The sequence below is a fragment of the Microbacterium sp. C23T genome (genome assembly GCF_053345975.1).
Genome location: NZ_JBKFBD010000039.1, coordinates 1 through 12995, shown reverse-complemented (window position 1 = coordinate 12995; position 12995 = coordinate 1). Strand labels below are relative to the sequence as shown.

The following is a 12995-nucleotide window of genomic DNA, read 5'->3' as shown; positions in this document are numbered from 1 at the left end:
ACCGGAGAGCATCGGGTAAACGTTCACCGACGTCGAGGTGAATGTCGAGCGCTGCTCGGTTTTGTGGTATCCCCGGGCGGGAGCGTCCGCCCGGCCGCGCACGGATCGTGTGCTCTCACCGAGGCGACACGTCGCGCACGCGCACATCGTGTGATCTCGGCGAGATCGCACGATGTCGACGCGCGCGCAAGCCCGAGCCCCGCCGCGAGGCGGGTGCGACACTGGAGCGCATGCGGATTCTGCTGAAGTTCGTGATCGACTGCGACGCCGATGCCGCGTGGCGGGCGGTGCATTCGCCCCGTGCCGTCGCCGAGCTCTACGGCCCGCTGATGGACCTCGCCCCGCTCGTGCCCAGTGGGCTGCCGACGTCGTGGACCCCCGGCGACGACGTGCCGGTGCAGCTTTCGGCGTTCGGCGCGGTGCCGATGGGGCGCCAGCTCATCCACATCAGCGAGCGGTCGGTGGACGAGGCCGGCGGCCGCGTCCGGATCTTCCGCGACAGCGGCATCCCGCTCACGGGCCCGCTCGCGAGCCTCGACGTGTGGGACCACCAGATGGCGGTGTCGCCGGCGCCCGGTCAGCCGGGAAAGACGCTGTGGCGCGACCGGCTCGTCATCGGCGGCCCGACGGCACCCCTCCTGTGGCCGGTGCTGTGGGGCATGTGGCAATGGCGCGCCGCACGCGTGCGCGCCCTCGCGCCCTCGTGGGCCCACGACCCCGAACTCGTCGACGAGGAGTGAACAGGTCCCCACGCCCTCTCCACGCGCCGCTGGCGCGTCGCGCGGAGCCTGTGGGCGCGTGGTCCCAGCTGCGGGCCGCAGCATCCGTTCCCATCACGCCTGCGGGATCACCGTCAGCACGCGCGCGGTGTACTCGAGGAACTTCACCATGAAGGTGCGGAGGAACTCCTCCGTCGAGGCGACGGTCACCTCGCCGTCGGCCTCGATGAGCCCCGGCGTGAAGTGGATGTACGCCTCTGGGGTGGTCATCTGGCGTGCGTTGAGGAAGCTCAGGGTGCTCCGCAGCGACTGCTGGCCGACGGCGGTGCCGATCTGCCCGGGCGAGGCGCCGATGACGGCGACCGGCTTGTCGCTCCACGCGTTCTGACCCCACGGCCGGCTGCCCCAGTCGATCGCGTTCTTGAGCGCGCCGGGGATCGAGCGGTTGTACTCGGGCGTCACGAAGAGCAGCGCGTCGGAGGAGCGCACCGCCTCCTTGAAGTCGAGCGCCGCCTGCGGGTAGTCGGCGTCGAGGTCGCGGTTGTACAGCGGGAGATCGGCGTACGAGATCTCGAAGAACTCGAGTTCGGGCGGCGCGAGGCGTTGCAAGGCGAGCGCCAGACGCCGGTTGACGGATTCGCGCGAGAGGCTGCCGACGATGACGCCGACGCGATAGGGCGGTTCGTGCTCGACGATCTCGATCTGCATGCGGCCAGCCTGCACCCGTGCACCCGCTCACGCACCCCCTTGCGCTCGGGACCCCACGGGTATCAGGACTGCGCGGCGACCCTCTTCCAGAGCGGGGCAAGTCGCTGCATTGTGGAGCCGTAGACCCTGGGGGTGTGACATGGCGGACGGTGTCGAATACGCGGAACCGGCCGACGAACCGCGCACGCACGTGACGCTGCGGCTCATCGCGCAGGATCCGTCGGTGAGCGGGGACGACGCGAGCATCCTCACCGCCAACGTGAAGGTGCCGTGGTCGCGCATGGAGGACGGACCCCGCGGAGCCCGCCTGCACGTGGTCGACTACGACACCGCCACCGGCCGCTACGTCAAGCACGAGCCGCTCGGCAAGGACGACCTCTTCGCGGAGGCGACCGACGACGTGCTGCGCACCGACTGGGCCTTCCACGCGCAGCATGTGTACGCCACCGCCGCGCGCACGCTCGCGACGTTCGAGACGGCATTGGGCCGGCGGCTCCCGTGGGGGTTCCGCAGCCACCAGCTGTTCCTCGTGCCGCACGCGTTCGCCGAGGCGAATGCCTACTACTCGTTCGAGGACCGCGCGCTGCTGTTCGGCTACGTGCCGCCTGCGGACCCGACCGGAGACACGATCTACACGTGCCTGAGCCACGACGTGGTGGTGCACGAGACGACGCACGCCGTGCTCGACGGGCTGCGCGGCCGGTTCCTCGAGCCGAGCCTTCCCGACCAGGCCGCGTTCCACGAGGGCTTCGCCGACATCGTGGCGCTGCTCTCGGTGTTCTCGATGCGCCCGGTGATCGAGCAGGCGCTCGGCAAGCCCGACAAGAGCGGGCGCATCCCGCGAAGCCACGTGGAGCCCGAGGCGCTGCGCAGGAACATGCTCGCCCGCGTCGCCGAGCAGATCGGCAGCGTGCTGACGCAGGGCCGCGGCGCGCTGCGGGAGTCGGCGCTGACTCCGCCGCCCGCCGACTGGGCGAAGCGGACCGACTTCCTCGAGCCGCACCGGCGCGGCGAGGTGCTGGTGGCGATCGCCTTCGACCTGCTCATCGACATCTGGTACATGAGGCTGCAGGCGCTGTTCTCGCGCCCGAACGGTGAGGCGGCGACCGGCAAGGGGGTCACCGTCGACAGGGCCCGGGCCGCCGAGGAGGGCGCGAAGGCGGCGTCCCAGCTGCTCACGATGCTGATCCGCGGCCTCGACTACCTGCCGCCCGTCGAGTTCGACTTCGGCGACCTCCTCAACGCGGTGCTGCTGGCAGACAACGAGGTCGTGCCCGACGACGACCTCGGCTATCGCAAGCTCCTGGTCGACGGGTTTGCCAAGGCGGGCATCAAGCTCCCGTCCGGTCGGGTGACCGACGTGCTCGAGTCGGAGCTGCCGCCGCGCTACCTCGGGATCAACTTCGCGGGGCTCCGCAGCGACCGTGACGAGGTGTCGCGATTCCTCTGGCAGAACGCCCGCCGCCTCGACGTGTCGACCGACTACTACACCGTGATCGAATCGGTGCTCCCGACGCAGCGGATCGGTCCCGACGGACTGATCGTGCCGGAGTCGGTCGCCACGTACGTCCAGATGGCCGACATGACCGCGCGGGAGTTCACCGACGAGTCGGGGCTCCAGCTCTCCCCGCTGATCGATCCGAGCACGCCCGTGCAGCTGTTCGGCGGCGGGACGCTGATCTTCGACCAGTTCGGCCGGCTCAAGCTGCACATCCACAAGCGGCTCGACGACTGGCGTCGCCAGCAGCTGCGGCTCGACCACCTCGCCCGCACCGGCCGCATGGACTCGAAGCGCCGCCTCGGCTTCTCGGACGGGGCGGCCCGCGGGCAGACGTTCGCCGAGCTGCACCGCACCGAGCAGAGCTCCGGGGAGACATGGTGAGCACTCCGACCCGCGTTCGCGTCCGCATGTACCAGGTCGGCTTCGGCGATTGCTTCCTGGTGTCCGTCGAGTACGACGAGCCCCTCCCCGACGGCCGCGCCGAGCGGCACATCCTCATCGACTACGGCACGAGCCACTCCCCCCGCGAAGGCATGGCCCGCGGTCGTATGGGCGATGTCGCCGCAATGATCGAGAAGCACACGGGCGGCCGGCTGGACGTGCTCGTGGTCACCCACCGCCACCGGGACCACCTGCGCGGGTTCGAGGTCGACGCGGGAGCGGAGATCATGAAGAAGCTCGCGCCCACGCTCGTGCTGCGGTCGTGGACCGAGAATCCGAAGCTGTCGGCGACGGCGAACGGCCCCGGCGACCCGGGCCTCGCTGCGGCCGAGCCGCCGAACGGCCTCACCAGCGCCTCCGTGCGGTACGCCGCGCTGCTCGCACAGGCCCAGGAGCACGTCGCGAAGCTGACCCAGCTCGTGGGGCTCGACGACGATGTGAGGGCCGCCGCCGAGGACCAGCTCAAGAACGCCGAAGCGGTGGCTCTGCTGGACGAACTGTCGCTCGACGACCGGGGCCGCTACCTGCACGCCGGGATGGACTCGGGCATCGACGACCTGGTGCCGGGGATGCGCACGACCGTGCTCGGCCCTCCCACCGTGGACCAGGACCCGCGCGTCGCGAAGCAGCGGGAGGACGACCCGGAGTACTGGCTCCGTGCGCTCGGCGCCTCCCTGCGCGTCGTCGGCTCGTCCGCCGACGCGGGCGCCCCGGCCCCGATCGCGCACGGTCCCGGTCCGGTGCGCTGGCTCATCGACCGCCTCGCGAACCAGCGGTCGCACTCGGCGGCGCGTCTGGTGCGCGACCTCGACGACGCCCTCAACAACACGAGCATCATCCTGCTGCTGGAGATCGAGGGACTGTCGATGCTGTTCCCGGGCGATGCGCAGATCGAGAACTGGCGGCTCACGCTGGAGCGCCTCGCGGACGAGCCGCAGCTTCGCGAGCGGCTCGCCGGCATCGACCTGTACAAGGTCGGTCACCACGGCAGCCGCAACGCCACACCCCGCTCGCTGCACGCGCTGTGGAAGGACCGGGGGCCCGACCGTCCCCGGCTCGCCGCCGTCATGTCGACCCGCCAGGACGTCCACGGCGAGGGCGACGGCGCCGTGCCGCAGCCGCAGCTCGTCTCCGCCCTCCGCGAGGTCGCCGACCTCTACTCGACCGACGATCTCACCGGCGGTGAGGAGTGGATCGAGCTCGAGGCCGACGCCGCGCACGGCCCCTTCCGTCAGGTCCCGTTCGTCGACGACGAATGATGGTCCCCACGCCCCCTCCACGCGCCGCTGGCGCGTCGCGCGGAGCCTCGGGCGCGTGGGCCCAGCTGCGGCGCGAAGCCGTGCGGCGCAGCATCCATCCCCTGGCCGGTCTCAGTCCGCGAGCGCCTCGACCGGGACGACCCTCGTCGCGAGCCGCGTCGGGACGACCGCCGCGACGAGGGTGAGCACCGCCGTCGCGGCCACGATGATCGCCACGGGGAGCCACGGCACGGCGGGCGCGACGAGCGTCGGCGACGAGAACGACGGCGGCATCGGCACGGCGCCGAGCAGCGACTGCGCCCCGGCCCAGCCGTAGGCGATGCCGAGCACGAGCCCCGTGATGGTCGCGGTGATCGTGATGTGCGCGGCCTCGAGCAGCACCATGCGGCGCACCTGCCCGGTCGAGACGCCGAGCGCGCGCAGGAGCCCCAACTCACGGCGGCGCTGCACCACGCCGATCGTGAGGAGGTTCACGAGCCCCACCGCGGCGGTGACCGCCGAGACCGCGACGAGACCCATCATGATCCCGGCGAACGTGTCGAGCAGCGTGGTCATCTCCTGCGGGGCCTCGCCGCCGGCCGACGTCGTCAGCACGGCCTTCACGGTCTCGAGCGCGACCGCGAACATCGTCACGAGCGTCACGCCCATCACGACGCCGATCGCCATGCGGCTGGAGCGCTCCGGGTAGCGCAGCGCGTTCTCCGACGCCAGCCGCGCCGTCGCCGACGCACCGAACAGCTTGCCCACGAGCCGCAGGACCGGAGGCATCACGAGCGTGGCGCCGAGCGCGAGCCCGGTGAACGAGAAGATCCCGCCGAAGAACGCGACGATCACCCCGAGCGGCGACACCAGTCCGAGGGCGATGCCTCCCGCGAGCAGCGCCCCGCCGATCGCGAACAGCGTGATCGCCGCACCGTTGCGTGCTCCCTTGCGGGTGAACGCGTCGTGGGATGCCTCGACAGAGCCGCCGAGCGCCTGCAGCGGCGTGACGGTCAGCACGCGCCGGGACCCCGCCCACGCGGCTGCCCACGTCGTGAGCGCGACCACCACCGCCGGGACCACGAGCACCGGCTGGACGACGGCGTACTCCACGTCCGCGATGCCGAACGCGACACCCGCGAGCACGACGCCCGCCCACGAGGCGAGCGTGCCGCCGACGAGCCCGAGCACGGCGCCGATGACGCCGACGACGAGCCCCTGGCGAGCGACCTCGGAACGCTGCGAGCGCGCCGAGGCGCCGATCAGCCGCAGCAGCGCGATGCGCCGTGTACGCCCCGCGATGACCGTGGCGAAGGTGTTCGCGGTGACGATGGCCGCGACGTACACCGCGACGCCGATCAACAGGAAGCTCATGATCGCGAGCACCACGGCCAATGTGCCGCTCTCGCCGATGAACGGATCGGCCTTCAGCACGGCGGCGATGAACCCGGTCGCGCTCAGCAGGATCGCCCCGAACGCGCTCGAGATCGCGGCGACCAGGATGCTCGCCCCCATCCCGCGCTCCCGCAGCCACCCGAGCGGAGCGGCGGCGCTGCGCGGGACGGATGCTGCGGGCCCCGGGTGGGCCCCCGCCCCGCTCGCCTCGAGTCGCGCCAGCGACGCGCGGCGACGGCGTGGGGACCGCGCGGTCTCGGCGATCGCGGTCACGATGCCACCGCCGCGGCGCCCGCGCCGAGTTCGGACGCGAGCATGTAGGCCGAGATCTCCTCGGCGCTCTGGCGCGGCTTGTCGGCGACGATGCGTCCGTCGCCGAGGAACAGCACGCGGTCCGCGTGGGAGGCCGCGACCGGGTCGTGCGTGACCATGGCGATGGACTGGCCGTGCTCGCGCGTGGCGGCGGCGAGGAGCGTGAGCACCTCGCGGCCCGAGCGCGAGTCGAGGTTGCCCGTGGGCTCGTCGGCGAAGACCAGGTCGGGTGCGGTGGCGAGTGCGCGGGCGATCGCGACGCGCTGCTGCTGGCCGCCCGACAGCTGGTGGGGGCGGTGGTTCAGGCGCGACGCGAGCCCCAGGCGCTCGACGAGGCCGTCGATGCGCGCCCGTTCGAGCGTCGTGGGCCGGCGGCCGTCGAGGTCGAACGGCAGCAGGATGTTGCCCAGCGCGTCGAGCGTGGGCACGAGGTTGAACGCCTGGAACACGAACCCGACGCGGCGGCGCCGCAGGATCGTGAGCTCGAGGTCCGAAAGGCCGGTGATGTCGGTGTCGCCGATCCACGCGCGCCCCGACGAGGGTGCGTCGAGTCCCGCCATGATGTGCATGAGCGTCGACTTGCCCGAGCCCGACGGGCCCATGATCGCGGTGAACTCGCCGCGGCGGATGCCGACGCTCACGCCGTCGAGCGCGTGCACCGTGCTCTCGCCGGTTCCGTAGGTCTTGGTGAGCTGCTGCACCCGGGCGGCCAGGCCCAGGTCGGTCGATGAGAGTTCCATGCTTCGACGCTAGGAACGACCCGGTGTCGCCCGCGTCGCCCGGGAGAGGCATCCGTCTACATCTCGAGGATGACCTTCCGTGCGCCGGTGCTCAGGACTAGCCTCGCGGGGAGCCCGAACCACCGACGCGAGGAGCAACGATGCCCGCCACGCCCCTGCCGCCCAGCGGCGATCTGCCCGGCGGTGCGAAGACGTGCGATACGAGCGGGATGGCCGAGATCCACCGCATGTTCAAGCGCGGGTTCGGCGAAGGCCCGGACCTCGTGCGCGGCGTGCGCGAGGGCGACACGGCACACGCCGCCGCGGTCGCGACGCAGCTCGAGACGCTGTCACTGGGTCTGCACGCACACCACGAGGGCGAGGACGAGCGCCTGTGGCCCGCGCTCGACGAGCGCGCACCGTCGTGCGCCGCGCACGTCGAGCGCATGAAGGCGCAGCACGCCGAGCTCCTCGTGCACCTGACGGCGCTCGATCGGGCGCTGCCCGCGTGGCGGGCCGCGGCCGAGGCGACGGATGCCGAGCCCGTGCTCTCCGCACTCGCCGGCGTGAACAAGGCGATGGCCGTGCACCTCCCCGACGAGGAGACCAACATCGTGCCGGTGATGGAGTACACCATCACCGATCCCGAGATCGAGTGGTTCGCGGAGCACGGCCGCAACGCGATCCCGAAGGGCCAGACCTGGCAGCAGCTCGGCGAGATCCTCGCGTCGCAGCCGGACGGCGGCGACGAGTGGCTCCACAAGCACATGCCCGCGCCCGGCCGGCTGGCGTGGCGACTGATCGGGCGACGCGCCTACGCCAAGCATCGCGCGGCCCTCGAGGGCCGCTGAGCGCTATACGAGGCCGTGCTCGAAGGCGAAGACCACGAGCTGCACGCGGTCGCGCAGGCCGAGCTTCGTGAGGATGCGGCTGATGTGCGTCTTCACCGTCGCCTCCGACAGGTACTCGCGCGCGGCGATCTCGGCGTTCGAGAGCCCGCGTGCGGCGAGCGCGAAGATCTCGCGCTCGCGCTCGGTGAGCTCGGCGTAGGCGGCCGGGACCGGCCGGGGCGCAGCATCCGTGAATCTCTCGAACAGCTCTCGCGTGGCGGATGCTGCGATCACGGCCGACCCCGCATGCACGGTGCGGATCGCCGCGAGGAGGAACTCGGGGTCGGCGTCCTTGAGGAGGAACCCGCTCGCGCCCTGGCGGATCGCGCGGGCGGCGGCCTCGTCGAGGTCGAACGTCGTCAGCATCACGATGCGCGGAGGTTCCGGGTCGGTGAGCAGCTCGGCCGTGGCGGCGAGGCCGTCCATGACGGGCATGCGGATGTCCATGAGGACGACGTCGGGCCGCGACTGACGCACCGCGTCGATCGCCTCGCGACCGTCGGATGCCTCGGCCACCACCTCGAGGTCGGGCTGCGAGTCCACGAGCATGCGGATGCCGGCGCGGAACAGCGACTGGTCGTCGACGAGCGCGACGCGGATCATGCGGTTCCTCCCAGGGGAATGGTGGCACGCACGATGAAGGCGCCGCCTTCGTCGGCCGCATCGAGCCGGCCGCCGGCGAGTTGGGCGCGCTCTCGCATGCCGATGATGCCGTGGCCCGACCGTCCGGGCTGCGAGCCCGGAGAGACGGGATTGCGGACGTCGAGCTCGACGCGGTCAGGGAGCCACGACAGTCGCACGTCGACCGAGCCGCCGGGCGCGCCGTGCCGGAGCGTGTTGGTCAGCGCCTCCTGCAGGATGCGGTAGACCGCGAGCTGCACGGCCGCCGGGGGCTCGCCCGGAGGCGCAGGGTCGACGTCGACCCGCAGCTGCACCCCGGCCGTGCGCACCTGGGCGTACAGCTCCTCGAGATCGGCGATGGTGGGCTGCGGGCCGTCGCCCTGGCGGTGCCGCAGCTGCCCGAGCAACAGCCGCACGTCGGCGAGGGCGGAGCGGGCGGTGGTCGAGATCGTCGCGAGCGCGTCGGTCGCGATCGCGGGATCTGATGCTGCCGCATAGCGCGCGCCGTCGGCCTGGGCGATCACCACCGCGAGCGAGTGGGCGACGACGTCATGCATGTCACGGGCGATGCGCACGCGCTCCTGCTCGGCGGCGGTCTCGGCCTCGGCGCGCTGCTGCGCCTCGCGGTTCTCCCGGGCCCGCACGGCGGTGCGCACGAGGGCGCCGATCGTCCACGACAGCCCGAGCGCGAACGCACCGGCGACGAGCACCACGAGCGCCAGCGGCAGGGTCTGCCACGACAGCCCGCCGCCGGCGAACACCGGGCCGGCGAAGAGGTAGACGGTGATCACGAGCGCTCCGACGAGCGCCGAGGCGAAGCCGGCCCAGTAGACGAGCCGGGTCCCGTAGGCGGCTGTCGTGTAGAGGATGCCGAAGATGGCGACGTCCGAGAAGCTGGGCGGGCGTCCGAGCCCCATCTGCGCGAGAGCCCCGACCCACGCGATGCCGAGGGCGAGCGGAGGTGACAGCCGGCGGAGCGCCAGCGCGCCGCTGAACAGCGCGGCGATGAGCAGGCCGGTGATGATCTGGCCGAGTGACCCGAGCCGGTACTCCAGGCCCAGCGTGCCGGTCGCCAGCACCGTCTCCACCGGCCACGCGATGAGGAAGAAGCCGACCGCCACGATGACGTCGACGACGAGCTGGGACGTCTTCAGGCGGCGGAACACCGTCTCACGCTACGCGAGCGCTTCGCGCCGAGGCATCCGTCCCGCGCTGTATCCGTCGGGGGCGTGGATCATTCGAGGGATGTACGCACCGGATGCCGCAGCATCCCGTTCCCTGGATCCATAAGGTCTGCCCAGCCGACCATTGCGCCGCACGGGGCAAGGCTTTACTGTCGCGTCACAGGCCGAAACCGACGGGAAACGTCGGATGGCCAGGATCGGGAAGCGGGGCTGCTCCATCGATCGGACCCCGCCCGACCCGCCCGAGGGACGGACGGACACGGCGCCAGCCGGTTCATGAACGGAGAGACGATGACGACGGTACGCGCGGCGATTTCGCAGACCACCTGGACGGGCGACAAGGAGTCGATGCTCGACAAGCACGAAGGGTTCGCGCGGGACGCCGCGGCCCAGGGTGCGCAGGTGGTGTGCTTCCAGGAGCTGTTCTACGGCCCCTATTTCGGGATCACGCAGGACAAGAAGTACTACCGCTTCGCGGAGTCGTCGGAGGGGCCGATCGTGCAGCGCTTCGCCGCGACCGCGAAGGAGCTCGGGATCGTCACCGTGCTGCCGATCTACGAGGAGGCGGAGACCGGCGTCTACTACAACACGGCGGTGCTCGTCGACGCCGACGGCACGATCCTCGGCAAGTACCGCAAGCACCACCTCCCGCATCTCGACCGGTTCTGGGAGAAGTTCTACTTCCGGCCGGGCAACATGGGCTACCCCGTGTTCGACACCGCGGTCGGCCGGATCGGCATGTACATCTGCTACGACCGCCACTTCCCTGAGGGATGGCGCGAACTCGGCCTGAACGACGCCCACATCGTCTTCAACCCGAACGCCACCAAGCCCGGTCTCTCGAACCGGCTGTGGGAGGTCGAAGGACCCGCCGCAGCCGTCGCGAACGGGTACTTCGTGCTGCAGCCGAACCGCGTGGGTCGTGAGGACAACGAGTACGGCGACCTCGCCGTCGACTTCTACGGCACGAGCCAGGTCATCGACCCGCGGGGCGACTTCGTCGGCGAGCGCGGCTCGGGCACGCACGAGGAGCTGCTGGTGCGCGACCTCGACCTCGAGATGGTGCGCGAGATGCGCGACGACTGGCAGTTCTACCGCGATCGCCGCCCCGACTCCTACACGAAGATCGCGAAGCCGTAAGGGGGCGGGACATGGCGACGACACTCATCAAGGGCGGCACCGTCGTCTCGGCGACCGGCCGGGGCGAAGCGGACGTGCTCATCGACGGCGAGACGATCACCGCGGTGCTCGCGCCCGGCTCGCAGCTCCTCGGGACGGATGTCGCGGCATCCGTCGACACCGTCATCGACGCCACCGGCAAGTACGTGATCCCGGGCGGCATCGATGCGCACACGCACATGGAGCTGCCGTTCGGCGGCACCAACGCGTCCGACACTTTCGAGACCGGCACGCGGGCGGCCGCGTGGGGCGGCACGACGTCGATCATCGACTTCGCCGTGCAGCGCTACGGCGAGCGCGTGCAGGACGGCCTGGCCGCCTGGCACGAGAAGGCCGCGGGCAACTGCGCGATCGACTACGGCTTCCACCAGATCGTCGGCGGCGTCGACGACGACTCGCTCGCCGCGATGCGAGGACTCGTCGACGAGGGTGTGTCGAGCTTCAAGCTCTTCATGGCCTATCCCGGCGTCTTCTACTCCGACGACGCCCAGGTGCTGAAGGCGATGCAGGTCTCGCAGGAGACCGGACTCCTCACGATGATGCACGCCGAGAACGGGCCGGCGATCGACGTGCTGGCGGCGCAGCTGGCCGAGGCGGGCAAGAAGGCGCCGTACTACCACGGCATCGCCCGCGCCTGGCAGATGGAGGAGGAGGCGACGCATCGCGCGATCATGCTCGCGAACCTCACCGGTGCCCCGCTGTACGTCGTCCACGTGTCGGCGAAGCAGGCCGTGGATCAGCTCGCCTGGGCCCGCGACCAGGGCTGGAACGTCTTCGGCGAGACGTGCCCGCAGTACCTGTACCTCTCGCTCGAGGAGCAGCTGGGCGCGTTCAGCGAGGAGTGGGGGCAGTTCGAGGGCGCCAAGTGGGTGTGCTCGACCCCGCTGCGCTCGCGTCAGGAAGGCCACCAGCACCACATGTGGCAGGCGCTGCGCACGAACGACATCCAGATGGTGTCGACCGACCACTGCCCGTTCTGCATGAAGGGCCAGAAGGAGCTCGGGCTCGACGACTTCCGCGCGATCCCGAACGGAATCGGCTCGGTCGAGCACCGCATGGACCTCATGTACCAGGGCGTCGTGACCGGCAAGATCACGCTCGAGCGGTGGGTCGAGCTCACTTCGACCACCCCCGCGCGCATGTTCGGCCTGTACGGGCGCAAGGGAGTCATCCAGCCCGGCGCCGACGGAGATGTCGTGGTCTACGACCCGAACGGCCACACCTCGATCGGGTTCGGTGAAGGCAAGACCCACCACATGAACATGGACCACTCCGCGTGGGAGGGCTACGAGATCGACGGGCACGTCGACACCGTCATCTCGCGCGGCAAGGTCGTGGTCGACGGCGGCGAGTACCTCGGCGCCAAGGGCGACGGCCGGTTCCTCAAGCGCGGCCTGTCGCAGTACCTGATCTGAGGAGCAGCCCATGGACTTCGGTGTCGTCCTTCAGACCAATCCGCCCGCCTCACGCACGGTGCAGCTCGCGAAGCTCGCCGAGGCGCACGGCTTCAGCCACGTGTGGACGTTCGACTCGCACCTGCTGTGGCAGGAGCCGTACGTCATCCACTCTGCGATCCTCGCCGAGACCAAGCGCGTCACGGTGGGGCCGTTCGTGACCAACCCCGCGACGAGGGACTGGACGGTCACGGCATCCGTCTTCGCCACGCTCAACGAGATGTACGGCAACCGCACGATCTGCGGCATCGGCCGCGGCGACTCGGCGGTGCGGGTGACGAACGGCAGGCCCACGACGATGGCCGAGCTGCGCGAGTCCATCCACGTGATCCGCGAGCTCGCCAACTCGCGGGCTGTGGAGTACAAGGGCGCCACGCTGCAGTTCCCGTGGAGCCGGGGATCCGAGCTCGATGTGTGGGTCGCCGCGTACGGGCCGATGGCGCTGAAGCTCACCGGCGAGGTGGGCGACGGCTTCATCCTTCAGCTTGCGGACGTCGACATCGCCGCCTGGATGATCAAGACGGTGAAGGATGCCGCGGCCTCCGCCGGCCGCGACCCCGAGTCGCTGGCGTTCTGCGTGGCGGCGCCGATGTACATCGGCGACGACTGGGAGCACATGCGCGAGCAGTGCCGC

Annotated in this window: 12 protein-coding genes; 7 read left to right on the top strand and 5 right to left on the bottom strand. The window is 70.9% G+C overall.

The genetic code is table 11. From position 1 onward, the window contains the following. The first annotated feature begins 230 nt into the window (after positions 1-230). A complete protein-coding gene (locus tag ACLBXX_RS18440) occupies positions 231-740 on the top strand; it encodes a hypothetical protein (protein WP_447659215.1) in 510 nt (169 codons plus the stop codon). Between the two features lie 93 nt (positions 741-833). On the opposite strand, the gene ACLBXX_RS18435 is transcribed toward ACLBXX_RS18440, so the two are convergent. Then, on the bottom strand, positions 834-1427 hold the full coding sequence (locus ACLBXX_RS18435; RefSeq protein WP_375871652.1) for an NADPH-dependent FMN reductase: 594 nt from the start codon (positions 1425-1427) through the stop codon (positions 834-836). A gap of 139 nt (positions 1428-1566) precedes the next feature. On the opposite strand from ACLBXX_RS18435, the gene ACLBXX_RS18430 reads away from it, so the two are divergent. Continuing rightward, positions 1567-3309, top strand: coding sequence for a hypothetical protein (locus ACLBXX_RS18430; protein WP_447659214.1), 1743 nt, complete (start codon positions 1567-1569; stop codon positions 3307-3309). After that, entirely contained in the window at positions 3306-4628 is a 1323-nt protein-coding gene (locus tag ACLBXX_RS18425) for a hypothetical protein (protein WP_447659213.1), read from the top strand. The genes ACLBXX_RS18430 and ACLBXX_RS18425 overlap by 4 nt, the downstream gene beginning before the upstream one ends. 111 nt (positions 4629-4739) lie before the next feature. Here ACLBXX_RS18425 and ACLBXX_RS18420 read toward each other — a convergent pair whose 3' ends face one another. After that, complete coding sequence (locus ACLBXX_RS18420) at positions 4740-6122, bottom strand: FtsX-like permease family protein (protein ID WP_447659232.1); 1383 nt, start codon at positions 6120-6122, stop codon at positions 4740-4742. Positions 6123-6271: 149 nt separating this feature from the next. After that, on the bottom strand, positions 6272-7054 hold the full coding sequence (locus ACLBXX_RS18415) for an ABC transporter ATP-binding protein (protein WP_310288269.1): 783 nt from the start codon (positions 7052-7054) through the stop codon (positions 6272-6274). Positions 7055-7194: 140 nt separating this feature from the next. On the opposite strand from ACLBXX_RS18415, the gene ACLBXX_RS18410 reads away from it, so the two are divergent. Next, on the top strand, positions 7195-7884 hold the full coding sequence (locus ACLBXX_RS18410; protein WP_447659212.1) for a hemerythrin domain-containing protein: 690 nt from the start codon (positions 7195-7197) through the stop codon (positions 7882-7884). A gap of 3 nt (positions 7885-7887) precedes the next feature. On the opposite strand, the gene ACLBXX_RS18405 is transcribed toward ACLBXX_RS18410, so the two are convergent. Beyond that, positions 7888-8526: a response regulator transcription factor gene (locus ACLBXX_RS18405; protein WP_310288265.1), complete on the bottom strand. Its 639-nt coding sequence runs from the start codon at positions 8524-8526 to the stop codon at positions 7888-7890. Next, entirely contained in the window at positions 8523-9710 is a 1188-nt protein-coding gene (locus tag ACLBXX_RS18400; RefSeq protein ID WP_447659211.1) for a sensor histidine kinase, read from the bottom strand. Before ACLBXX_RS18400 ends, ACLBXX_RS18405 begins: the two co-directional genes overlap by 4 nt. 309 nt (positions 9711-10019) lie before the next feature. On the opposite strand from ACLBXX_RS18400, the gene ACLBXX_RS18395 reads away from it, so the two are divergent. The 3 genes from ACLBXX_RS18395 to ACLBXX_RS18385 all read left to right on the top strand — a co-directional run. Then, positions 10020-10868: a nitrilase-related carbon-nitrogen hydrolase gene (locus ACLBXX_RS18395; RefSeq protein WP_447659210.1), complete on the top strand. Its 849-nt coding sequence runs from the start codon at positions 10020-10022 to the stop codon at positions 10866-10868. Between the two features lie 11 nt (positions 10869-10879). Further along, complete coding sequence (gene hydA, locus ACLBXX_RS18390) at positions 10880-12322, top strand: dihydropyrimidinase (protein ID WP_447659209.1); 1443 nt, start codon at positions 10880-10882, stop codon at positions 12320-12322. 10 nt (positions 12323-12332) lie between these two features. Beyond that, a partial coding sequence (locus ACLBXX_RS18385) for a TIGR03842 family LLM class F420-dependent oxidoreductase (protein ID WP_447659208.1) occupies positions 12333-12995 on the top strand: 663 nt, incomplete at its 3' end.